The sequence below is a fragment of the Leisingera sp. SA215 genome (assembly GCF_055902035.1).
Map to the genome: position 1 here is coordinate 237,683 of NZ_JBVVXU010000001.1, position 22,183 is coordinate 259,865.

The 22,183-nt window shown below is 64.7% G+C and carries 20 protein-coding genes; 9 read left to right on the top strand and 11 right to left on the bottom strand.

Annotated elements, in window-relative coordinates; translation table 11 throughout:
* Positions 1-7 precede the first annotated feature (7 nt).
* From AC0KW6_RS01155 to cysE, 6 genes are all read left to right on the top strand, one after another.
* Positions 8-640 carry a DUF2460 domain-containing protein gene (locus AC0KW6_RS01155; protein WP_323779484.1) on the top strand — a complete coding sequence of 211 codons (633 nt, stop codon included), beginning with the start codon at positions 8-10 and terminating at the stop codon, positions 638-640.
* Positions 637-1,524 (top strand): DUF2163 domain-containing protein, encoded by an 888-nt coding sequence (locus tag AC0KW6_RS01160; RefSeq protein WP_474033863.1) that lies wholly within the window; start codon positions 637-639, stop codon positions 1,522-1,524. Before AC0KW6_RS01155 ends, AC0KW6_RS01160 begins: the two co-directional genes overlap by 4 nt.
* Positions 1,521-1,994 (top strand): C40 family peptidase, encoded by a 474-nt coding sequence (locus AC0KW6_RS01165; RefSeq protein ID WP_474033864.1) that lies wholly within the window; start codon positions 1,521-1,523, stop codon positions 1,992-1,994. The genes AC0KW6_RS01160 and AC0KW6_RS01165 overlap by 4 nt, the downstream gene beginning before the upstream one ends.
* The gene (locus AC0KW6_RS01170; protein WP_474033865.1) at positions 1,994-5,908 is read left to right on the top strand and encodes a baseplate multidomain protein megatron; all 3,915 of its coding nucleotides are present in this window, start codon (positions 1,994-1,996) and stop codon (positions 5,906-5,908) included. Before AC0KW6_RS01165 ends, AC0KW6_RS01170 begins: the two co-directional genes overlap by 1 nt.
* Positions 5,905-6,213, top strand: coding sequence for a DUF7742 family protein (locus AC0KW6_RS01175; RefSeq protein ID WP_474033866.1), 309 nt, complete (start codon positions 5,905-5,907; stop codon positions 6,211-6,213). Before AC0KW6_RS01170 ends, AC0KW6_RS01175 begins: the two co-directional genes overlap by 4 nt.
* Positions 6,214-6,360: 147 nt before the next feature.
* Positions 6,361-7,182, top strand: a complete 822-nt coding sequence (gene cysE, locus AC0KW6_RS01180; RefSeq protein ID WP_323783642.1) for a serine O-acetyltransferase — start codon at positions 6,361-6,363, stop codon at positions 7,180-7,182.
* 277 nt (positions 7,183-7,459) lie between these two features.
* Here the strand turns inward: cysE and AC0KW6_RS01185 are convergent, their stop codons facing one another.
* From AC0KW6_RS01185 to AC0KW6_RS01210, 6 genes are all read right to left on the bottom strand, one after another.
* Positions 7,460-7,828, bottom strand: coding sequence for a GIY-YIG nuclease family protein (locus tag AC0KW6_RS01185; RefSeq protein ID WP_416361575.1), 369 nt, complete (start codon positions 7,826-7,828; stop codon positions 7,460-7,462).
* 1,170 nt (positions 7,829-8,998) lie between these two features.
* Positions 8,999-10,324, bottom strand: a complete 1,326-nt coding sequence (locus tag AC0KW6_RS01190; RefSeq protein WP_323783644.1) for a pyruvate dehydrogenase complex dihydrolipoamide acetyltransferase — start codon at positions 10,322-10,324, stop codon at positions 8,999-9,001.
* Between the two features lie 11 nt (positions 10,325-10,335).
* Positions 10,336-11,709, bottom strand: coding sequence for a pyruvate dehydrogenase complex E1 component subunit beta (locus tag AC0KW6_RS01195; RefSeq protein ID WP_474033867.1), 1,374 nt, complete (start codon positions 11,707-11,709; stop codon positions 10,336-10,338).
* A 15-nt stretch (positions 11,710-11,724) separates the two neighbouring features.
* Entirely contained in the window at positions 11,725-12,738 is a 1,014-nt protein-coding gene (gene pdhA / locus AC0KW6_RS01200) for a pyruvate dehydrogenase (acetyl-transferring) E1 component subunit alpha (RefSeq protein ID WP_474033868.1), read from the bottom strand.
* Positions 12,739-13,049: 311 nt separating this feature from the next.
* A complete protein-coding gene (locus tag AC0KW6_RS01205) occupies positions 13,050-13,349 on the bottom strand; it encodes an FtsB family cell division protein (RefSeq protein WP_323782256.1) in 300 nt (99 codons plus the stop codon).
* Positions 13,350-13,629: 280 nt separating this feature from the next.
* Entirely contained in the window at positions 13,630-14,820 is a 1,191-nt protein-coding gene (locus tag AC0KW6_RS01210) for a phosphoglycerate kinase (RefSeq protein WP_474033869.1), read from the bottom strand.
* A 139-nt stretch (positions 14,821-14,959) separates the two neighbouring features.
* On the opposite strand from AC0KW6_RS01210, the gene AC0KW6_RS01215 reads away from it, so the two are divergent.
* The 3 genes from AC0KW6_RS01215 (at position 14,960) to AC0KW6_RS01225 (ending at position 17,141) form a co-directional block, all read left to right on the top strand.
* Entirely contained in the window at positions 14,960-15,466 is a 507-nt protein-coding gene (locus AC0KW6_RS01215; RefSeq protein ID WP_260008171.1) for a peptidylprolyl isomerase, read from the top strand.
* Positions 15,459-16,007, top strand: a complete 549-nt coding sequence (locus AC0KW6_RS01220) for a peptidylprolyl isomerase (protein WP_323782262.1) — start codon at positions 15,459-15,461, stop codon at positions 16,005-16,007. Before AC0KW6_RS01215 ends, AC0KW6_RS01220 begins: the two co-directional genes overlap by 8 nt.
* Positions 16,008-16,178: 171 nt before the next feature.
* Positions 16,179-17,141: a DUF3179 domain-containing protein gene (locus tag AC0KW6_RS01225; RefSeq protein ID WP_474033870.1), complete on the top strand. Its 963-nt coding sequence runs from the start codon at positions 16,179-16,181 to the stop codon at positions 17,139-17,141.
* Between the two features lie 50 nt (positions 17,142-17,191).
* Here AC0KW6_RS01225 and AC0KW6_RS01230 read toward each other — a convergent pair whose 3' ends face one another.
* From AC0KW6_RS01230 to AC0KW6_RS01250, 5 genes are all read right to left on the bottom strand, one after another.
* Positions 17,192-18,436: a calcium-binding protein gene (locus tag AC0KW6_RS01230; RefSeq protein ID WP_474033871.1), complete on the bottom strand. Its 1,245-nt coding sequence runs from the start codon at positions 18,434-18,436 to the stop codon at positions 17,192-17,194.
* A 214-nt stretch (positions 18,437-18,650) separates the two neighbouring features.
* Positions 18,651-19,187 carry a bactofilin family protein gene (locus AC0KW6_RS01235; RefSeq protein ID WP_323782270.1) on the bottom strand — a complete coding sequence of 179 codons (537 nt, stop codon included), beginning with the start codon at positions 19,185-19,187 and terminating at the stop codon, positions 18,651-18,653.
* Positions 19,177-20,508: a M23 family metallopeptidase gene (locus AC0KW6_RS01240; RefSeq protein ID WP_323782273.1), complete on the bottom strand. Its 1,332-nt coding sequence runs from the start codon at positions 20,506-20,508 to the stop codon at positions 19,177-19,179. Before AC0KW6_RS01240 ends, AC0KW6_RS01235 begins: the two co-directional genes overlap by 11 nt.
* Before the next feature lie 204 nt (positions 20,509-20,712).
* Entirely contained in the window at positions 20,713-21,222 is a 510-nt protein-coding gene (locus AC0KW6_RS01245; protein WP_323782276.1) for a ribosome modulation factor, read from the bottom strand.
* Positions 21,223-21,318: 96 nt separating this feature from the next.
* On the bottom strand, positions 21,319-22,161 hold the full coding sequence (locus AC0KW6_RS01250) for a ferritin-like domain-containing protein (protein ID WP_474033872.1): 843 nt from the start codon (positions 22,159-22,161) through the stop codon (positions 21,319-21,321).
* Between the last annotated feature and the right edge of the window lie 22 nt (positions 22,162-22,183).

Consider the following 22,183-nt stretch of genomic DNA (forward strand, 5'->3'; position numbering starts at 1 on the left):
TAAGTCCATGAATTTTCACGAAGTCAGATTTCCCGCCTCGCTCAGCTTCGGCTCCGCCGGCGGTCCGGAACGGCGCACCGATGTGGTGACCCTGGCCAACGGGTTCGAGGAGCGCAACACCCCCTGGGCGCATTCCCGCCGCCGCTATGACGCCGGGCTTGGCCTGCGCGCGCTGGAGGATATCGAGCTGCTGATCGCCTTTTTCGAGGCCCGCCAAGGGCAGCTTTACGGCTTTCGCTGGAAGGACTGGAGCGATTACAAATCCGCCCGGCCCAGCGCCGATCCGGATTTCCGCGATCAGGTGATTGCCACCGGCGACGGCAGCACCGTGAGGTTCCAGCTGGCCAAGACCTACCGCTCGGGCGCGTTCACCTATCAGCGCCCGATTGCCAAGCCGGTGGCGGGCTCCGTGCGGGTCGGCATCGAACAGGACGAGCTGCGCGAAAGCGTGGACTATGAGCTGGACACCGCCACCGGGATGATCACCCTGGCGCATCCGCCGGAGATCGGCCTGAACATCCGGGCGGGGTTCGAATTCGACGTGCCGGTGCGGTTTGACACCGGCAGCATCCAGACCAGCGTGGCGTCTTTTCAAGCCGGTGAGGCGCCTGCGGTGCCGGTGGTGGAGGTTCGGGTATGAGCCGTCTTTCCAACAGTTTGCACGCCCATCTTCAAAGCGGGATCACCACGCTCAGCCGGGCCTGGGCGCTGGAACGGCGCGACGGCACCGTGCTGGGATTTACCGATCATGACTGTGTGCTGAGCTTTGACGGGGTGGAGTTTCAGCCCGGCAGCGGGCTGACGGCGCGGGCGGTGAGCCAAGCCACCGGCCTGTCGGTTGACAACACCGAGGCGCTGGGGGTGCTGAGCGACGCCGCCGTGCGCGAAGAGGATATCGAGGCCGGCCGGTTCGATGGCGCCGGGGTCCGCTGCTGGCTGGTCAACTGGCGCGATGTTTCGATGCGCTGGCTGCAGTTCCGCGGCTCGATCGGTGAAATCCGCCGCGCCGGCGGCGCGTTTGAGGCAGAGCTGCGCGGGCTTGCGGAGGCGCTGAACCAGCCGCTGGGGCGGATCTATCAGAAACCCTGCACCGCGGTGCTGGGCGATGCGGCCTGCCGGTTCGACCTGCAGACGCCGGGTTATGCCGTTGAGCTGGAAGCCGTTGAGGTCGCGCGCAACGAGGTGTTCGGCTGGGAGGCTTTGCCGGGGTTTGAGGCGGATTGGTTCACCGGCGGGCGGCTGACGGTGCTGAGCGGAGCCGCAGAGGGTCTGTGGGCCGCCGTGAAGGCGGACCAGAGCAGCGCCGGGGGGCGCCGGATCACCCTGTGGGAACCGGTCCGTGCGGCGGTGAGGCCGGGCGACAGGGTCCGGCTTGAGGCAGGCTGCGACAAGCGCCTGGAGACCTGCCGGCTGAAATTCAACAACCTGCTGAACTTTCAGGGCTTCCCGGATATTCCGGGCGATGACTGGCTGATCGCGGTGCCGCGGCAGTCCGGTGTGAACACCGGGGGAAGCCGCAGGTGAGCCGGGTGGTTTCCGCAGCGCGGGGCTGGATCGGCACGCCCTATGTGCATCAGGCCGCGTGCAAGGGCGCGGGCTGCGATTGCCTGGGGCTGATCCGGGGCCTGTGGCGCGAGCTGCACGGGGCCGAGCCCGAGGCACCGCCGGCCTATACGATGGACTGGTCCGAACCGCAGGGGGCGGAGGCGCTGTGGCAGGCCGCGGCCCGGCATTTGCTGGCGAAACCTCTGGGCGATGCCGCCCCCGGCGATGTGATCCTGTTCCGGATGCGCGACGGGTCGGTGGCCAAGCACCTGGGGGTGCAGTCAGCGGCTGGCGGAAAAGAAGCAAGGGCCGCCGGGCGGGACCTTCTTGGTGCAGGCCCTGCCTTCATCCACGCCTATGCGGGCCGCGGGGTTGTCGAAAGCCCGCTGAGCCCGCCCTGGCAGCGCCGCATCGTGGCGCGGTTTCAATTCCCGAAGGAGCTGATCTGATGGCAACCATTCTTCTTTCTGCTGCCGGTGCTGCCATCGGCGGCACAATCGGCGGCACCGTTGCGGGGCTGTCTTCGGCCGTCATTGGCCGTGCGGTGGGCGCCACCCTGGGCCGGATGTTCGATGAACGGCTCCTGGGCAGCGGCGCCGACCCGGTGGAGACCGGCAAGATCGACCGTTTCCGCCTGACCCAGGCCAGCGAAGGCGCGCCGGTGGCGCAGGTCTATGGCCGGATGCGGCTGGGCGGCCAGATGATCTGGAGCTCGCAGTTTCTGGAAACCTCTTCGGTCAGCGGCGGCGGCGGCAAGGGACGGCCCAGCCAGCCGCAGGTGACCAGCTACAGCTATTCCGTGTCGCTGGCGATTGCGCTGTGCGAAGGCGAAATCGCGAATGTCTCGCGTGTCTGGGCCGATGGCGAGGAAGTGGCGCCGAAGGATCTGAATATGACCGTCTATACCGGCAGCATGGACCAGCTGCCGGATCCGGTGATGGAAGCGGTTGAAGGCGCAGGCCGGGTGCCGGCCTACCGTGGCACCGCCTATGTGGTGATGGAAAACCTCGACCTTGCGCGCTTTGGCAACCGGGTGCCGCAGTTCTCCTTCGATGTGCTGCGGCCCGAACAGCCCGCCAGCAGCACCCATGCGCAGGATCTGGGCCGCCTGGTGCAGGGGGTGGCGCTGATGCCGGGCACCGGTGAATATGCGCTGGCGGCGGATCCGGTGTTTTACGGCGGCGGGCCGGGATCGTCGAAACCGGCGAACCAGCATACGCCCTCGGGGCTGAGCGACCTCAAGACCTCGCTGAACGCGCTGGAGGCCGAGCTGCCATCCTGCGGTGCCGCCTCGCTGATTGTGTCCTGGTTCGGCGATGATCTGCGCTGCGGCGCCTGCAGGCTGAAACCGAAGGCGGAACATAAGACTGCCGAGGGAGATATGCCGTGGACAGTCAGCGGGCTTGACCGGAACACCGCAGATGAAGTGCTGAAGCAGGACGGCGCCCCGCTTTACGGCGGCACGCCGGCGGATGCTTCGGTGGTGCAGTCGATCCGCGAGATGCAGGCGCGCGGCCTCAGGGTGATGTTTTATCCTTTCATCCTGATGGATCAGGCAGAGGGCAACGCCTTGCCCGATCCCTGGACCGGCGGCGCCAGCCAGCCGCATCTGCCCTGGCGCGGGCGGATCACCCTGTCAGCGGCGCCGGGCCAACCCGGCTCCCCTGATGGCACCGCGGCTGCGGATGCCGAGGTCGCGGATTTCTTTGGCAGCGTCACCGCGGCGGATTTTGCAGTGGGCGACGGCAGCGTTGCCTATACCGGACCGGACGAATGGAGCCTCAGCCGGTTTATTCTGCACAATGCGGCGCTTTGTGCGGCGGCGGGCGGGGTGGAGGCCTTTTGCATCAGCTCGGAGATGCGGGCACTGACCCAGATCCGCGGCGCCAGCGGCTTTCCGGCGGTGGCCGCCTTGCGGGCGCTGGCGGCGCAAGCGCGCAACCTGCTGGGGGCGGAGACCAAGATCGGCTATGCCGCCGACTGGTCGGAGTACTGGGGCTATCAATCGCCCGAAGGCGACCGGTATTTTCATCTGGATCCGCTATGGGCGGACGCCAACACCGATTTCATCGGCATCGACAATTACATGCCGCTTAGCGACTGGCGCGAGGGGGAGGACCATCTGGACGCGCAATCCGGCGTGCCGGCGGTCTATGACCGCGGCTACCTGCGCAGCAATGTGGCGGGCGGCGAGGGGTTTGACTGGTATTACCACTCAGCCGAAGCGCGCGGCGCGCAGATCCGGACAGAGATCACCGACGGCGCCCATCAGGAACCCTGGATCTGGCGCTACAAGGATATCCGCAGCTGGTGGACCAACACGCATCACGAGCGGATCGGCGGGGTGCGGCAGGCCGCGCCCACGCCCTGGGTGCCGCAGTCAAAGCCGGTCTGGTTCACTGAACTGGGCTGCGCCGCCATCGACAAGGGCAGCAACCAGCCGAACAAGTTTCTGGACCCGAAAAGCTCGGAATCAAAACTGCCGCGCCATTCCAACGGGTTGCGGGACGATTTGATGCAAATCGCCTATCTGCGCGCCGTTCTCGGCTATTGGGGGGAGGCCGCCAATAACCCGCTGTCGGAGGAATACGAGGGACGGATGCTGGATATGGCCAACGCCTATGTCTGGGCCTGGGACGCGCGGCCGTTTCCGGCCTTTCCGAGCCGGTTGGAGATCTGGAACGACGGTGAAAACTACCTGCGCGGCCATTGGCTGAACGGGCGCGCCGGGCAGCGCACGCTGGCTTCGGTGGTGGAGGAGGTCTGCCACCGCGCCGGCCTCTATGACATTGATGTGTCGCAGCTCTATGGCGTGGTGCACGGGCTTGTGAACCCGGATGTAAGCGTTGCCCGCGCGGTGCTGCAGCCCCTGATGCTGCGGCACGGGTTTGACGCGGTGGAGCGCGACGGGCTGCTGATGTTCCGGATGCGCAAGGGCAGCGGGGCCGAGATTCTGGCGCTGGAGCATCTGGCCGAAAGCGATGAGCTGGATGGCACCACTGAGCTGAGCCGGGCCGGCGCGGCCGAGCTGGCAGGCCGGGTGCGGCTGCGGTTCACCGAATGGGGCGGCGATCATGCGGCGGGCTCGGTTGAAGCGGTGCTGCCGGATGAGGCCACCCATTCTGTCAGCCAGAACGAGCTGCCGCTGGCGCTGACCCGCGCCGAGGCACGGCAGGTGGTCAGCCGCTGGCTGGCCGAGGCGCGGATTTCGCGCGACATGGCGCGGTTTGCGCTGCCGCCCTCGATGCTGCATCTGGGGGCCGGGGATGTGGTCTCCTTGCCGTTGCAGGGCGGCGAGCAGCTGTACCGGATTGACCGGGTGGAGCAGGCCGAGGCGCAGATGGTGGAGGCGGTGCGGATTGAGCCCGGCGTCTATGACCTGGCCGCGGTGGCGGAGGAGCTGCCGGGGGTCAATGCCTTTGCAGCCCCCGGGCCGGTGCTGCCCTTGTTCTTGGATCTGCCCCTGATGCGCGGCGACGAGGTGCCGCATGCGCCGCATCTGGCGGTGACGGCAGAAGCCTGGCCCGGCAGCGTGGCGGTTTACGGATCCGGGGAGGATGAGAATTACGAGCTGGAACAGGTGGTTGCCGCACGGCAGGTGGCCGGGGTGACAGAAACGCCGCTGCTGGCCGCGGGTGCGGGCCGTTGGGATCTGGGGGCGGATTTGCAGGTGAAGCTGATCTCGGGCGGGATGGAGAGCCGCGGTCTTGAGGCGGTTCTGAATGGTGCCAATGCCGCCGCGATCGGTGATGGCACAGCGGGAAATTGGGAGCTGTTCCAGTTCCGCGAGGCCGAGCTGATCGCGCCGCAGACCTACCTTCTGCGCGGCCGTTTGCGGGGCCAGCAGGGCACGGATGCGCTGATGCCTGCGGTCTGGCCTGCCGGGTCGTATGTGGTGTTGCTGGATGGTTCGCCGGTGCAGATGGACCTGGCGCCGGACCAGCGCCGCAGGCTGCGGCATTACCGGATCGGCCCGGCCCGGCGGGCGCTGGAGGATCCGTCTTATGTGCATTTGCAGGAGAGCTTTGACGGCATCGGGTTGCGACCCTATGCGCCGGTGCATTTGCGGCTGGACGGAGACCTGGGCGCGGACATCAGCGCCGCCTGGGTGCGCCGCACAAGGATCGAGGGCGACAGCTGGGAGCTGGAGGACGTGCCGCTGGGAGAGGCGGCGGAATCCTACCGCATCCGGGTGATGCGCGGCGGCACGGTGCTGCGGGAGGCGGCCGCCGCGGCGCCGGAGTGGTTTTATCCTGCGGCAGCGCAAGCCGAGGACGGCGTGCTGGCCGGTGACATTCTGGAAGTGGCGCAGCGGTCGGCGCGGTTCGGCGCCGGGCCGGCGGCGCGGGCTGTGCTGGGATGATGCACCCGGTTCTGCCTGGCGATGTTGCCGCTGTGGCACGGGCCTTGCTGGCGGCAAGCGACGGGGACCGCTTGCGCCTGTGCCGCCGGATTTTTGGCGGCGCGGCAGAGGCTGCGGCGCATACGGCGCTGTTTGGCCGACTGCATCCGCGCTGGGGCGACGGGAGTCTCAGTGCGGCAGCGCGCCGGTTTGCACTGGCGGATGAATCATGTCTGGAGAATCCGGAGTATCTGCGCTGCACCCGGCTGGTGCTGCGCGAACTGGCGGCAGCGGTTGAGGTCTGCGGGGCGGCTCCCGCCCGCTGACCGGGGCAGGGCAGCTGCCCGGCCGGCTGTTGGGCGTGGCGCCGACTGAGCGGACTCATTCAATTCGAAAATATCCTCCATCACGGGTTTGCGTTTGCTGAAAAGAACCTTAGATGGGTAGTCTGAGCGGAGAAAGGGAGCAGATCCATGGCCAAAACACAGCAAGCCGTTACTCCGGTGGATCCCGTATGGGACCGCATCACCCGCGAAGCTGAGGAGGCCGTCGCCACCCAGCCGCTGATGGGCGGGCTGATTCACGCCTGTATCCTGCATCACAAGACGCTGGAGAAGGCGCTGTCCTACCGGATTGCGGCCAAGCTCTGCTCGAACGAGATGTCGATGATGGTGCTGCGCGAAATCGTCGATGACGCCTATGCCGAAAGCCCGGGCCTGCTGGAGGCGGCGCGCGCCGACCTGATGGCGATCAACGAGCGCGACCCGGCCAGCCACCGGCTGCTGCAGCCGATCCTCTATTTCAAGGGGTTCCAGGCGGTGCAGGCCTACCGGGTCAGCCATTGGCTGTGGGACCAGGGCCAGAAGGACCTGGCCTATTTCTTCCAGATGCGCACCTCGGAAATCTTCGGCATCGACATCCACCCTGGCGCCCGCATCGGCAAGGGGATCATGATCGACCACGCCCATTCCATCGTCATCGGCGAGACCGCGGTGGTCGGCGACAATGTGTCGATGCTGCATTCGGTGACCCTGGGCGGCACCGGCAAGGAAGAGCAGGACCGCCATCCCAAGATCGGCGACGGTGTGCTGATCGGGGCCGGCGCCAAGGTTCTGGGCAATATCAAAGTCGGCCATTGCAGCCGGATTGCCGCCGGATCGGTGGTGCTGGAGGAGGTGCCGCCCTGCACCACGGTGGCGGGCGTGCCGGCCAGGATTGTTGGCGAAGCGGGGTGTGATCAGCCCTCGGTCAATATGGACCAGGTGGTGCCGGCGGGGTCTTCGGCCGCGGAGTGAGCCGCCTGGGTCCGGCCCGGGAGTTTGAGTATTTCCGGAAAGATGAAGCGGGTGTTTGAAGGCCCGTCCTTCAGGCGGCACGGCAGGCGGCTGCGGGCCGCCGGCCGATACAGAACAGACCGGTACAGAACAGGCCGATACAGAAAAAGCCCCGGCGCCGAGCTGACGCATTCCGTGCGGTGGGACACTGGCCGAGGCCAACTTAAACCGTCTGCAAAACGCAGGCATTGCTGCGCTTCTCTTTGGGGCGCAGTTTTTTATTAATCACCACATGCACTTATGATCTCCGTTTGCGGAAGAGGCTCCAGTCCCGAAACTTTCGGCTGTTTCGCCTGGTTGCTGCTCTCCGCTTCCCAAAGCGGTCTGTTATGGTCAGGCCGGAAAGACGGGCAGCATCAAAGAACCTGTGAAGCAGGTCTTCAATCTTCATTCGGGAAAGATTCGGCAGTTCGTAGGTTGCAACGATATCTACATCGGCAAGTAGAAAGGTTGCATCATTGCGCGCGTCTGCCACCCGGCGCCGAACGTCCTGAGACGTGACACCGATCTTGTGCAGGATGTGGCGGACCTCTTTTTTTCTGGGCGCTCTGACTTGCTGCGCGCCGCATAAATGGTGCCGGTCAGTTCCAAAGCATCCTCTTCCCATTCTGGGTCGAGAGGGCCAAGGCCTGGCCTGTGAATATAGCGGGCGGTTTTATCTGCCGCGAGGGCTTTGCGCAGAGAGGAGACAAAGGGGGCATTTTCCATGCCGTTGGAAAAGATTATCCTGAGGCGTTGATCTGGCTTCCCTCCGCGGCGGGTGTGTTCAGTCTTTTCGGCTATGTAGGCAAGCAACCCGCGATGAATGATGAAGTCACCCGAATGGATTCTGGAGCAGCGTTTCTTTTCGCAGGCTTGCCGTCCCGGTCCTTTGTTCTTTCATAAGCGCCATTCAGTGCAAACTCGTCAGGTTTGTCGAGAAGGCGCACCCCGCAAGCGCCGCACGAAGGTCCGTCGAGGACGCCAGTGTAGTTCCGCTACCGGTCGACCTCTTGCGCCAGATGGGCCGGGGAGAGGCGTGAGAAACCTGAATTGCATGGTGAGCCATCCCGTGTCTGACCGAGGCACCGAAGGGTCCGCTGATCAGACCACTCGTGAGGATTGCCCTCGAACTGGAATGCGCTGGAAACGCGAAGATGCTTCGCCTTGGAGCCAGCCAGCTTGTAAGCGCCGGGACCATTGGTCTGATAGAGCTTGAGCTGTTCTGGAGTGAGGTCCGGCCGCTTTGATCGCCAGAGTTCCCGCCGCTCCGCGCGCTCCGTCAATGGCTGACCGAAGTTGGAGCAGTCCGGACTACCGCAGGTGTTGAGCTTGTGCTCGCCTGAGCCCGGGTAAAGTTGCGAGAGTTTGAATTTGAATGTAGCCAAGCCTGTCATCGGAACCTCAGATCTGCGCGGTTCCGCGTCGAGTCGATATTTCCGGCCAAAAAGCAGAAACCGCGCGCAATTTGGAGCGGTCACGGAAGAAAATCCGTGGATTCCGCACCACTGCGAACATCAAGCTTGTGACCGGGGGATATTGGCTCTGATTTTGAAAATCAGAAGCGAAAATGTTTGGTTCGTTCAAACGTTTCTCGCATTGAGTGACCGTTTGCGGTGCCCGAGAAAATTTTCGAGGGATTTTCGCGTTTCTACACCGGCATTTGCACGTCATTTTTCCATTCAAAAACGAAACCCTGCCGCGACTTGCGCGACAGGGTTTGTTGTTAGCGTGTCCCACCATACGGAATGCGTCAGCGCCGGGCCGGGGCTTTTTCCTGTCTTGCGCTGGACGCGGATCAGGCCAGCATCACCATCGGATTTTCCAGGTTGTCCTTGATCGCGTTCAGGAGTTCAGCGCCAAGGGCACCATCGATCACCCGGTGGTCGACCGACAGGGTAACGGACATCACGGTGGCCACGGCCAGTTCGCCATCCTTGCCGACGATGGGTTTTTTGACGCCGGCGCCTACGGCCAGGATGCCGGCATGCGGCGGGTTCACGATGGCATCGAAATTGTCGATACCGAACATGCCGAGGTTGGAGACCGCAAAGCTGCCGCCCTGGTATTCATGCGGCGCAAGCTTGCGGTCGCGGGCGCGTTTGGCCAGGTCCTTCATCTCGGAGGAGAGCGCAGACAGAGATTTCGTGTCGCTGTCCTGCAGAACCGGGGTGAACAGCCCGCCTTCGATGGCAACAGCAACGGCCACATCCGAGGCTTTCATCTTCAGCACCCGGTCTCCGGCCCAGACGGCATTGGCATCCGGCACCGATTGCAGCGCCAGGGCGCAGGCCTTGATGATGAAGTCGTTGACCGAGAGCTTTACACCGCGGCCTTCCAGCTGCTTGTTCAGCTCACCGCGGAATTTCAGCAGCGCATCCAGCTGGATGTCACGGCGCAGGTAGAAATGCGGCACCGTCTGCTTGGCCTCGGTGAGGCGGGCAGCGATGGTTTTGCGCATGCCGTCCAGTTTGACTTCCTCAAACTCGCGGCCTTCGTACATCCGCGCAACCATGTCTGCCGAGGGGCCGGTTGCCGGTGCTGCGGCAGCCGGGGCGGCGGCGGCGGGTGCGGCACCGGCTTTTGCGGCAGCGGCTGCAGCCTGCGGTTTGGCGCTTTCGACGTCGGCCTTGACGATGCGGCCTTTGGGACCGGAGCCGGTGATCTGGCTCAGGTCCAGCCCCTTGTCCGCGGCAATGCGGCGCGCCAAGGGCGAGGCAAAGATCCGGCTGCCGTCGGCGCCCTGCGGCGCGGCGGGGGCGGCTTTGACTGCTTCCTTGGGGGCGGAGGCGGAGGCTTCGGATGCCGCCGGGGCGTCTTCCTTGGCCGGGGCAGCATCGCCGCCGGATGTCCCGGAGGCCTGGATGTCATCGGCGCTTTCGCCGTCTTCCAGCAGCACCGCAATCGGGGTGTTGACCTTCACACCCTCGGAGCCTTCGGAGATCAGGATCTTGCCGACCACGCCTTCGTCCACGGCTTCGAATTCCATGGTGGCCTTGTCGGTTTCAATCTCGGCCAGCAGGTCGCCGGAAGACACAGTATCGCCTTCCTTGACCAGCCATTTGGCAAGGGTGCCTTCCTCCATCGTGGGGGACAGGGCGGGCATCAGGATTTCAGTGGGCATCTTGAGGCTCCTTACCGGTAGGTCACTTGCTTCACGGCTTCGACCACCTCGTCGGTGGTGATCAGCGCGTGGCGTTCCAGGTTGGCGGCATAAGGCATCGGCACGTCCTTGCCGGTGCAGGTGATGACCGGCGCATCGAGGTAGTCGAAGGCCTGCTGCATCACTTCCGAGGCGATGTAGCTGCCGACCGAACCTTGCGGCCAGCCTTCCTCGACCGTGACCAGGCGGTTGGTCTTTTGAACCGAAGCGATCACCGTGGGCAGGTCCATCGGGCGGATGGTGCGCAGGTCGATGACCTCGGCCGAGATGCCGTCCTGCGCCAGTTTGTCAGCCGCTTCCAGCGCATAGGTCATGCCGATGCCGAAGGAGACGATGGTCGCGTCGGTGCCTTCCCGCCAGATCCGGGCCTTGCCGAGGGGAACGGTGTAATCATCCAGCTTGGGCACGTCGAAGGCGCGGCCATAGAGGATTTCGTTCTCGAGAAAGATCACCGGGTTGGGATCGCGGATCGCCGCTTTCATCAGGCCCTTGGCGTCAGACGCGGAGTAGGGCATCACCACCTTCAATCCCGGGATCTGCATGTACCAGGCGGCATAATCCTGGGAGTGCTGGGCGCCGACGCGGGCGGCCGCGCCATTGGGGCCGCGGAACACCATCGGAGCGCCCATCTGGCCGCCGGACATATACAGCGTCTTGGCCGCCGAGTTGATGATCTGGTCAATCGCCTGCATGGCGAAGTTGAATGTCATGAATTCGACAATCGGGCGCAAACCCGCGAAGGCCGCGCCGGTGGCGATGCCGGCAAAGCCGTGCTCGGTGATCGGCGTGTCGATGACGCGCTTGGCGCCGAATTCGTCCAGCAGGCCTTGGGAGATTTTGTAGGCGCCCTGATATTCGGCGACTTCCTCGCCCATCAGGAACACATCCTCGTCGCGGCGCATTTCCTCGGCCATGGCGTCGCGCAGGGCTTCGCGGACCGTGGTCTGCACCATTTCGGTGCCTTCCGGGTAGTCCGGTTCCAGCACGCGGGCGGGAACGGCGGGTTCCTTTTGCGGCGCGGCGGCGGCGGGTTCGGCGGCGGGCGCTTCCGCAGCGGGGGGCTCTTCCTTGGCGCTGCCGGCCTCGTAATCATCGGCGCTTTCGCCGTCCTCGACCAGCACTGCGATCGGAGTGTTCACCTTGACGCCTTCGGTGCCTTCACCGATCAGGATCTTGCCGACGATGCCTTCGTCGACGGCTTCAAACTCCATCGTGGCCTTGTCGGTTTCGATCTCGGCCATGATATCGCCGGAGTTCACGGTATCGCCTTCCTTGACCAGCCATTTGGCGAGCGTGCCTTCTTCCATGGTCGGCGACAGGGCGGGCATAAGAATTTCGGTTGCCATATTCTGTTCTTCCCCTCAGGCGGTCTCTTGCGGGACTTCGTCGGCGTAAATGTCGGTCCAAAGCTCGTCGAGCGCGGGTTCCGGGCTGTCCTTGGCGAAATCCGCAGATTTGCTGACGATCTCCTTGATCTCCTTGTCGATCGCCTTGAGGTCGTCTTCGGTGGCGTGCTTGCCGGTCAGCAGCATTTCGCGGACCTGCTCGATCGGGTCGCGCTCCTCGCGCATTTTCTGGACCTCTTCGCGGGTCCGGTATTTGGCCGGGTCCGACATCGAGTGGCCGCGGTAGCGGTAGGTTTTGACTTCCAGGATATAGGGGCCGTCGCCGTTGCGGCAGTGGGAGACGGCGCGCTCGCCGGCCTCTTTGACCGACATCACGTTCATGCCGTCGACCGCCTCGCCGGGAATGCCGAATGCCTTGCCGCGTTCCCAGATTTCAGCGCTGGAGGTGGAGCGCTGCTGCGAGGTGCCCATGGCGTATTGGTTGTTTTCAATGACGAAGACCACTGGCAGTTTCCACAGGGCGGCCATGTTGAAGGTCTCGTAGACCTGGCCCTGGTTGGCCGCACCGTCGCCGAAATAGGTGAAGGTGACGCGGCCGTTGCCCTTGTATTTGTCGGCAAAGGCGAGGCCGGCGCCGAGCGGCACCTGGGCGCCGACGATGCCGTGGCCGCCATAGAAATGCTTCTCTTTCGAGAACATGTGCATGGAGCCGCCCTTGCCCTTGGAATAGCCGCCTTCGCGGCCGGTCAGCTCGGCCATGACGCCGTCGGGATCCATGCCGCAGGCCAGCATATGGCCGTGGTCGCGGTAGGAGGTGATGCGCTTGTCGCCTTCCTCGGCGGTGGCCTCAAGGCCGACAACAACAGCTTCCTGACCGATGTAGAGGTGGCAGAAGCCACCGATCAGGCCCATGCCGTATAGCTGGCCCGATTTTTCCTCGAATCGGCGGATCAGCAGCATCTCACGATAGTACTTGGTCAGCTCTTCGGCAGAAACGTTTGGTTTCTTTGCGCTTTTCCTAGCGGCCATGGTGGTAGGCTCCCCCTGCAGGCTAGATAGTTTAGTGTTAAACCAATTAGTATCCGGTTTTGGCCCGGCTGGATAGTGCTATTCTGCTGCGGGGGTTCCGCGGTGTGAAAATCCGCCCGGGCAGCGCAAAAATGCCACGCCGCCCCTGGTGCGGAAGGTGGTCCGGCGAAACTGCAGCAGCGGAAGTCTGCAAAATTATACCGGTCAGGAAAAGCGGTAATTTTCCTAGCCGCATTGCTGCCGGAGACGGGGAGGGGGCACAGAGGAAGTTGGGCTGTTGTGGCGGACCTGCCGGGGAGGGCCGTGTGCCCTTAGCGGATGACAATCTCGTCGGCACGGACAAGGCCAAGCACCGAGCGGGCCTGTTCATCCAGCAGGTCAAGGTCAAGATAGTCGTCGGACAGGCGGCTGGTCAGGTTTTCCATGCTGCTGATCCGGGACTGAAGGCGGTCGAGATCCAGCCGCAGTTCTTCTGCTTCGGCTTGGATCTCGACCCTCCGGAACAGACCGAAGTCGCCCTGCACGGCCGCAAAGGTGAAATACGCGCTGAGCGCGAAAGCGGTGGCAAAGAAGGCGATGGCGCCCAGCGACGGGCGATTGCTTCGGGTCACTTTGGAGGTGCCTGTATGTTACTGCTCAAGTTTTTGATTTTGCGCCGTTTCCCGGCGTCTGCCCCTGTTATGCCACAACCGAATCGGCTTGTGAATCCCAAAACTGTCCACAGGGGGATTTTTCTGAGCGCGGCGTGGAACGGGCGGGGCGGGAGGGCTGTGCCCGGCGCGGGTCAGGCGCGCGCGCCCGGGCCGGAAACAGAGGACTGGAACTCGGGCCTGAAACTCGGGTCTGGAACACGCGGATGGCCCGCCCGGCTGACCGGGCGGGCGTTGTTTTTTACTGGTCCAGCGCCGCGACGCCGGGAAGGACCTTGCCTTCCATCCATTCCAGGAAGGCGCCGCCGGCGGTGGAGATATAGGTGAAATCACCTGCAGCGCCGGAGGCGTTCAAGGCCGCCACGGTGTCGCCGCCGCCGGCCACCGAGATCAGCTGGCCGGCGCGGGTCAGCGCGGCTGCTTTCAGTGCGGCGGCGTTGGTGGCAGTGTCAAAGGGTTCCAGCTCGAAGGCGCCAAGGGGGCCGTTCCAGATCAGCGTCTTGCTGGCCTCGAACACCGCGTTGATCCGGGCCAGGCTGTCGGGGCCTGCATCCAGGATCATGCCATCCTCGGGGCATTCATCGGCGGGCAGGATCTGGTGCTCGGCGTGGGCTTCGAATTTCTTCGCCACCACGATGTCGGAGGGCAGGATGATTTCGCAGCCCGCGGCCTCGGCCTTGGCGAGGATTTCGGCTGCGGTGTCCTTCATGATGCGTTCGGCCAGCGAGATGCCGACCGGCAGGCCCTTGGCGACCAGGAAGGTGTTGGCCATGCCGCCGCCGATCACCAAATGATCCACCTTCTCGATCAGGTTGCCCAGCAGATCCAGCTTGGTCGAGACCTTGGCGCCGCCGACAACTGCGGTGACGGGGCGCTGCGGCTGACCCAGGGCGCTTTCCAGCGCCTGCAGCTCGGCCTGCATCAGGCGGCCGGCGCAGGCGGGCAGCAGCCGGGCGATGGCTTCGGTGGAGGAATGCGCGCGGTGGGCGGCAGAGAAGGCATCGTTGCAGTAAACCTCGCCCAGACGCGCCATGCCGGCGGCCAGTTCGGGGTCGTTCTTGGTCTCGGCGGCGTGAAAGCGGGTGTTTTCCAGCAGCAGCACCTCGCCGGGCTGCAGCGCGTCCGCGGCGGCCTCGGCGCCGGCACCGATGCAATCGGCGGCAAACAGAACCCGGGTTTCAAAGGCGCGTTCCAGCGTTGGCACCAGCTGGTTCAGCGACAGGTTCTCGCGGCGCTCGCCGCCGGGACGGCCGAAGTGGGCCAGCAGGATCGGCTTGCCGCCGGCGGCCAGAATATCGCGCACCGAGGGGGCGATGCGGCGGATCCGGGTGGAGTCGGTGACAACCCCGTCGACGATCGGCACGTTGATGTCGACGCGCAGCAGCACGCGCTTGCCGTTCAGATCCATGTCGTCGAGTGTTTTCCAGCCCATCAGCGAGACCCCTTATGGTGAAAATGCAGGTAAATCCGGCCGCTGTTTCGGGGGTTTTTGCGGATCAGTCAATGCTCCCTTGGCATTTCCGGGCGCTGGCCTTAATTATCGGTGCAAATTTCGACGACAGGAGAGCCTCATGGCCGAGATTAAAGATCCCGAAAACACCGTCATCATCGAACTGAAAGACGGCAATGTTGTGATTGAGCTGCTGCCCGATGTGGCGCCGAAACATGCTGAGCGGATGAAAGAGCTGGCCCGGGCCGGCGAATACGACAACGTCTGCTTTCACCGGGTGATCGACGGGTTCATGGCGCAGACCGGCGACGTGGCCAATGGCGACATGGAAGACGGGTTCAACATCCGCATGGCGGGCACAGGCGGCTCCGACCTGCCGAACCTGCCGGCCGAGTTTTCCAAGCTGCCGCATGACCGCGGCACCCTGGGCGCGGCCCGGTCTGCGAGCCCGGATTCTGCCAACTCGCAGTTCTTCATCAACTTCAAGGACAACCACTTCCTGAACGGCCAGTACACCGTTTACGGCCGTGTCATCGAGGGCATGGAGCATGTGGACGCGATCACCAAGGGCGAGCCGCCTGCGAACCCGGACCGGATGATCTCGGTCAAGGTTGCTGCGGATGCGTAAGGCGCTGACAGCGCTGGCCCTGCTGGCGGCTGGGCCTGCCTTTGCCACCGGTCTTGAGGTTCAGGTCGAGGGCGACGCCAACGGCACCATCAGGATCGACCTGTTTGAGGATGTGGCCCCCAAGCATGTGGAACAGATCACTGCGCTGGCCGCCGAAGGCCAGTATGACGGTGTGGTGTTTCACCGGGTGATCGAAGGCTTCATGGCGCAGACCGGCGATGTCGAGTTCGGCAAGGCCGGCGGCGACATGAGCGCGGCCGGGCGCGGCGGTTCCGGCCGTCCGGACCTGCCGGCCGAGTTCTCCGACCTGCCGTTTGACCGCGGCGTGGTGGGCATGGCGCGCTCGCAAAACCCGAACAGCGCCAATTCGCAGTTCTTCATCATGTTTGATGCGGGTCATTTCCTGAACGGCCAGTACACGGTTGTCGGCAAGGTGACCGAAGGCATGGATGTGGTTGACGCGATCAAGCGCGGCACAGGGCAGAATGGCTCGGTGACCGGTAAGCCCGACGCCATGTCCAAGGTCACTGTGACCGAATAAGGACCGCCGGTTTTCTGGAAAGTCACAGGCCCGTTCCCGGTATCCGGGGGCGGGCCTGTGCCGTTGCAGCCCTGCGCTGTGCCAGGTCCATGACATCAGGTCACAAGCCTGTGTCTCGCTCTGGTCAGGCCCGGCAAGGTGCCAATACTGGGGCCCGGCGGGGAGTTTGTTATGTTGAGACGTTTTTTGTTGAGTGCGGCTGTTTTGCTGCCCTGGATGGTGCAGGCGGACCCCGCGCGGTGGCAGCGGGAATGGCCGGAAACCGATTTCAACCGGACAAAGATCGCGGATTGGGGCCAGATCCGTTCCGGCGGGGTGCCCAAGGACGGCATTCCGGCGCTGGATGCGCCGCAGTTCACAGCGGCGGCTAAGGACCGGCGGCTGCAGCCGCGGGAGCCGGTGATCGCGCTGGAGATCGGCGGTGCCCGGGCGCGGGCCTATCCGCTGCGCTATCTGACCTGGCATGAAATCGTGAATGACGAGGTGGCCGGGGTGCCGGTGGCGGTGACCTATTGCCCCTTGTGCAATTCCGCGATGACCTTTGACCGGCGCACCCGGGCCGGGGTGCTGAGCTTCGGGGTTACCGGCAAGCTGCGCTATTCCGATATGGTGATGTATGACCGCGAAACCCAAAGCTGGTGGCAGCAGGCGATCGGCGCCGGCATTGCCGGCGAGATGAGCGGACAGCAGCTGGCCAGCCTGCCCAGCTGGGTCGAAAGCTGGCAAGAGTTCAAGGCGCGCAACCCGGATGGGCTGGTGATGGCGCAGCCGGCCTATAACCGGCGTTACGGGCAGAACCCCTACCGGGGGTACGACACGTCGGACTGGCCGTTCCTGTATGATGGCACCCCGCCGCCGCACGGGCTGGCGCCGTTGGACCGGGTGGTGCGGGTCGGCAGCCGGGCCTGGCCGCTGGCGCGGCTGGCAGAAGCAGGCGAGATCCGCGAGGCTGATGTGGTGCTGAGCTGGCGGGCCGGGCAGGCGTCGGCGCTGGATGCGGGCGCGCTGGCCAAGGGCCGGGATATCGGTTCGGTGCGGGTGCGGGACGGTGCCGGGCGCGATGTGGCGCATGACGTGATGTTCGCCTTTGCCTTTCACGCGTTCTGGCCGGACGGGCAGTGGATGCTGAAATAACAACGGCGCGCCGGCGGGGCGCACCTTGAACTGGTCATAGATTGCGCAGGTCAGAACAGGAAGTTGTCCGCGTCCTGCAGCTGCGCCACGGTGATGTCTTCCACCAGAATGGTGACATTGGCAAAGGTGACCAGGACGTCATCGCCCTGGCTGTCGAACTCCAGCCGGCTCAGGCGGTTGGCACCGCGGCCGATGGCGATGTGGTCTTCTCCGGCGGTGAAGTCACTGATGGTGTCATTACCGTGGCCCTTGTGGAAGACGAAGACATCCGCATGTTTGCCGCCCGTGAGCATGTCGTCGCCCTTGTGGCCCAGCAGCGTGTCGCGGCCGGACTCGCCCCGCAGGGTATCGCCGCTGCTGCCGCCGGCCAGCAGGTCGTTGCCCGAATTGCCGATAAGGACGTCCTTGCCGCCGCCGCCCTTCAGCGTGTCATTACCGCCTTCGCCCAGCAGCCTGTCGCCGTGTCTGCCGCCATTCAAAAGGTCATTGCCGTTGCCGCCGATCAGCTGGTCCCGCCCGCTGTCGCCCAGGAGGGCGTCATCGCCATCGCCGCCGTTGAGGGTGTCGCGGCCGGCCCCGCCGAGCAGGCGGTCACTGCCATCTTCGCCAAGCAACAGATCGCCGCCGGACAGCCCGGACAAGCTGTCATTGCCGGCACCGCCCAAAATCAGGTCGCTGGACAGCCCGGCAGAATGGTCTCCGGTCAGGGAATTGCCGCTGTAGCTGCCGGCAGTCAAGGCAAAGGTCCGGTTGGAAAATTCAAGCTGTTCGATCGACGAGACAATGTCGCGGCCATCGCCCGAGCTGATGGTGACCGTGCTGTAGCCGGAGGACAGCGACGCATTGCCGAAGGTGTCCGCAATAATCAGGCGGTCGGTGCCGCTGCCGCCATAGAGTGTATCATCGCCGGTTCCGAGTTTGACCGTATCGTTGCCACCATGCGTCAACCAGCGCTGGCCCTCGGCCATGTTGGAGGTGATTGTATCGCTGCCGGAGAGAAGCGACGCTTCCAGACGGGCGCCGCTGGTTGACGCAAAAGTGTAGAAGTTCATCGAAAAGCCGGAGAACGAAAGAACCTGCGCGCCGTTGGATGTGATGCTGAGCGACTTTAGCGTCCAGGCGTAGGGCGAGGCGGCGGAAAAATCGCCGGTCAAGCTGAAACCAGCGCCGTTTGTGCCGGTAAAGACAATCAGGTTCGAAGTTTGCGTTGTGATGCTTGCGTTGGCAAAATCCCGCGAATTCAGGTCATTGAGCGACCATCTTCCGCTCGGATCATTGAGGATAACTGTTGCCATATGAAAAATGTCCTGAGTTTTGTGCTGCGGGCTGCTGTGGCAGCCGGAAGGTCAGGCATTTCTTACCGGCGGCAACTTCTGGCTGCAAGGTAAGGAATACAGGACACCTGAGCGGGAGGGAGCCATGGCAACACCGCTCCCGGAAACGGAAAAAGCCGCAGGCGTCGGCCCGCGGCTTTGGATGTTTGCTGCCGGATCCGGCAGGGAAGGCGGCTCAGCCCTCGGCTTTATGCGCGGCGGTTGCGGCCTGCACGGCGGCGGAGGGGGCGGCGGCGGCAGGGGCCGCGGCAGGGGCGGATTTGCGGCCGCCCGGGTTCAGCGGGTCGTCCTGGCGCTGCACGGAGCCTTCGAAATGGGCGCCGCTTTCAATCGCGATGGTCTTGTGAATGATGTCGCCTTCGACGCGGGCGGTGGCGGTCAGGCGCACCTTGAGACCGCGCACGCGGCCAACGATGCGGCCGTTGATGACGACGTCATCGGCGGTGACTTCCCCCTTGATGGTGGCGGTTTCGCCAACCGTCAGAAGATGCGCGCGGATGTCGCCTTCGACGGTGCCTTCGACCTGGATGTCGCCGGTGGTTTTGACGTTGCCGGTGATGTGCAGGTCCGAGCTCAGCAGCGATGCGGCGGGCTTGGCCTTGGGCGCGCTGGCCTTGTAGTCGCTGACCGGAGCCGCCGGCGCAGCAGAAGGTGCCGGGGTTGCTTCGGCCTGCTTCGGCCCGGGCTCGTTGATTTTGCTCTTAGAAAACATTTCTCGCAGCCTTGATGTAGATCATGGGGTTTACTGGTTGCCCGTTGACCCTGACCTCGTAATGGAGGTGGGTCCCGGTGGACCGTCCGGTGTTACCCATATCAGCAATGTGATCCCCGCGCGAGACCCTTTGGCCGACCTTCACGCGGAGTTTCGAGTTATGGGCATATTTCGTTTCGATGCCAAAGGCATGGCGGATGGTGACCAGCCGGCCATAACCGGATTGCCAGCCCGCATGGGTGACCACGCCATCGGCAGTGGCAAAGATGTCGGTGCCGGTGCGACCGGCGAAATCCGACCCCTTGTGCAGGCGGCGGCCGCCGGTCTTGGGATCGCGGCGGTAGCCGAAGCCCGAGGACTGCCGCACCTGGCCCAGGTTCACCGGCGTCGCAAACGGCGCCTGCTGGGCGGCCAGGCGGTAGAGGTTCAGCTGGTCCAGTTTGGCCAGGATGCTGTTGGCCCGCAGTGCCTCGGCTGTGGGGGCCTCACCGCGGGTCGACATCGCCAAAGGGGTCAGCGGCCCGCCCTGGCCGTTGTAGCCGCGGCGCACCTGTTCCAGGATCCGCTCGGGCGGCATGCCGGCGTTGCGGAACATCTTGTCGAGCGGGGTGACGGAGACGGTGACGGCCTCCTCCAGCTGGCGGAAGATCTGGCTGTTGCGCTCGTCCATCAGCTGCAGTTCCAGTTCCAGTTCGTCGCGCTGGCCGATGGCGTCGCGGGCATCGGCCATGATCTGGTCGCGTTCCGCCGCGGTGTCCGACAGCACCCCGGCCAGCAGGTCCATCTGCGCCGAGGCGCTGGCCATCGCCGCATGGGCCGTGTTTTCGTCCCGGGTGTCCGCCTTGAGCTGGGCCAGGGAGTTCCGGGCGGTATCGCGCTCGCGCATGGTGTCGCGCAGGGTGGACTGGATCACCTCGATGCCGGTTTCCAGCTCGCGGCGGCGGGTTTCCGAGGCCAGCAGTTCCGACTGCATCATCGAAATTTGGGTCAGCGCGGCATTAAAGCGCTCCTGCGCCGCCAGCGCCTCTTCGGCGCGGTTGTCGCGTTCGGCAGAGATCGCGTTGAGCCGCTCGCGGTAGGTCTGCTGATCGCGCTTGGCCAGTTCACGGAAGTTGCCGGCGCCGATGGTGTCCATCAGAACGATGGCCGTGGCAACGATGGTCCAGGCGACAAACAGGGTGATGCCGGTCACGGCAACCAGCTGGGTTTCGGACCGCAGCCGGATGAAGCGGGTGTCGCTGTCGGATTTCAGGAACACCCGCCGCTCGGGGAAGCGGCGTTCAAGAAAACTGTGAATTCTGATCGCAAGCCGTGTGCGCAATGTCCGTTCCCTGTCCAGTCCTGTCCCGGTCCCGCCCCGGCGCCGCAGGGCGTGCCGGGACCTTGGGCGAAGTGAATAGACAGGGCGGACCGGTTGGGCAAGCCTGTTGACCCAACAGGCCCCGAACGCGCCGGTCCGGGGGAAAGATAGGCGGAAATTTGCCGAAATGGAGACGGGCCGCAGCAGGCCGGGCGCGCGCGGCGGTCAGCCCTGGCGGTCCTCCTGCGCTTCGGTCCAGCCGCTTTCCCAGGCCTGATGATCGGCGTTATCAAAGGCATAGGGGTTGGCGGTGAAGGGCTGGCCGTTCATGCAGGCCTGAAAGCCCTCGTCAAACCGGTCCTGCCGCGGGTCCATGCCGCAGGCGTGGTGGGCGGTGTCGCGCAGGTGGGCGGCGAATTCCGGATATCTGGCAAGGTCGGTCTGGTCGAGGCCTTCGGGGTGCTGCCGCAGCGCCTGCCTGCCGCGGCGGGTCAGCTGCCAGCTGCCGTTCTGCGCCGGTTCAAGAATGCGGGCGGTCTCCAGGTCCGACAGATGGCCGGCCAGCCGGTCGCGCAGCTCTGCCGGCGGCAGGCCCGGTTTCTCATCAGCTTGCTGAAACAGGGCGGCGAGGGCGGCATCGCAACTGTCGAGGGAGACCGGCCCGGCGGCGGCCTTGTGCAGGATCAGCGCAACCAGGCTGGCGGTGCTCAGCAGTGGAAAGTCGTTCTCGAACATGGGTCCATCCGGGGGTCCGGGACTTTCCAGTCTAGGCTTCGGCGGCGCTCAGGTAAAGGCTGCCCTGCGCTCCGGCTGCCAAGGGCGGGCAGCGGTCTACCAGCCTGGCAGCGGTTTCACCTGATCGGCGAGCGGCCAGTAGAAATCCGGCGGCAGGCCGGCATCGGCGCGTTTTTCCTCGTTGAACGGCGGTTTGAGAGGGCCATGGAAATACTTGCGCACCAATGCGTGGAACACCTCCTTGGGATCCAGGTTGTCCCGGCCGCAGAGGAAGTTGAACCATTTGGAACCATAGGCGACATGGCTGACCTCCTCGGCATAGATCACCTCCAGAGCCTGCACGGCCTGGGTGATGCCGGCCTTGCGGAACACCCCGATCATGCCGGGGGTGACGTCCAGTCCGCGCGCCTCCAGCACCATTGGCACCACGGCCAGGCGGCCCATCAGGTCGCCTGCTGTGTCCTCGGCTGCGCGCCACATGCCGGCATGGGCAGGCAGGGCGCCGTAGTGGCTGCCAAGGGCTTCAAGACAGTCGCACATCAGGTTGAAATGCTTGGATTCTTCATCCGCAGCCTGGACCCAGTCGTCAAAGAACCCCATCGGCATCGGCACATGTGAAAACCGCGCGATGAGGTCCCAGTGCAGGTCCACGGCGTTGAGCTCGATATGGGCGACGGCATGCAGCAGGGCAATCCGCCCGGCCTCGGAGCCGGGTTTGCGTTTGGGCACATCGCGCGGATGCAGCAGCGCCGGCCGGTCCGGGCGGGCCGGGTGCAGGGGCGGCGATGCGGTGCCGACAGGGATTTCCGGCGCGGTGCCGGCGCGCCAGGCGGCCCATTCGGCCGCATGGCGGCGCGACAGCGCAGTCTTTTCCCGGCCGTCCGCGGTGGTCAGAACTTCGGCGGCGCGTTCGGCAAGCGACAGGGGCTGATCGGTCATGCGGGTCTCCTCTCTCAGCGGG

Coding starts and splice junctions, on each gene's coding strand:
- AC0KW6_RS01160 (WP_474033863.1), top strand. CDS start 637: ATGAGCCGTCTTTCCAACAGTTTGCACGCCCATCTTCAAAGCGGGATC.
- AC0KW6_RS01190 (WP_323783644.1), bottom strand. CDS start 10,324: ATGCCCACTGAAATCCTGATGCCCGCCCTGTCCCCCACGATGGAGGAA.
- AC0KW6_RS01220 (WP_323782262.1), top strand. CDS start 15,459: ATGCGTAAGGCGCTGACAGCGCTGGCCCTGCTGGCGGCTGGGCCTGCC.
- AC0KW6_RS01225 (WP_474033870.1), top strand. CDS start 16,179: ATGTTGAGACGTTTTTTGTTGAGTGCGGCTGTTTTGCTGCCCTGGATG.
- pdhA (WP_474033868.1), bottom strand. CDS start 12,738: ATGGCCGCTAGGAAAAGCGCAAAGAAACCAAACGTTTCTGCCGAAGAG.
- AC0KW6_RS01230 (WP_474033871.1), bottom strand. CDS start 18,436: ATGGCAACAGTTATCCTCAATGATCCGAGCGGAAGATGGTCGCTCAAT.
- AC0KW6_RS01170 (WP_474033865.1), top strand. CDS start 1,994: ATGGCAACCATTCTTCTTTCTGCTGCCGGTGCTGCCATCGGCGGCACA.
- AC0KW6_RS01210 (WP_474033869.1), bottom strand. CDS start 14,820: ATGGGCTGGAAAACACTCGACGACATGGATCTGAACGGCAAGCGCGTG.
- AC0KW6_RS01185 (WP_416361575.1), bottom strand. CDS start 7,828: ATGGGAAGAGGATGCTTTGGAACTGACCGGCACCATTTATGCGGCGCG.
- AC0KW6_RS01155 (WP_323779484.1), top strand. CDS start 8: ATGAATTTTCACGAAGTCAGATTTCCCGCCTCGCTCAGCTTCGGCTCC.
- AC0KW6_RS01175 (WP_474033866.1), top strand. CDS start 5,905: ATGATGCACCCGGTTCTGCCTGGCGATGTTGCCGCTGTGGCACGGGCC.
- AC0KW6_RS01250 (WP_474033872.1), bottom strand. CDS start 22,161: ATGACCGATCAGCCCCTGTCGCTTGCCGAACGCGCCGCCGAAGTTCTG.
- AC0KW6_RS01235 (WP_323782270.1), bottom strand. CDS start 19,187: ATGTTTTCTAAGAGCAAAATCAACGAGCCCGGGCCGAAGCAGGCCGAA.
- cysE (WP_323783642.1), top strand. CDS start 6,361: ATGGCCAAAACACAGCAAGCCGTTACTCCGGTGGATCCCGTATGGGAC.
- AC0KW6_RS01195 (WP_474033867.1), bottom strand. CDS start 11,709: ATGGCAACCGAAATTCTTATGCCCGCCCTGTCGCCGACCATGGAAGAA.
- AC0KW6_RS01245 (WP_323782276.1), bottom strand. CDS start 21,222: ATGTTCGAGAACGACTTTCCACTGCTGAGCACCGCCAGCCTGGTTGCG.
- AC0KW6_RS01215 (WP_260008171.1), top strand. CDS start 14,960: ATGGCCGAGATTAAAGATCCCGAAAACACCGTCATCATCGAACTGAAA.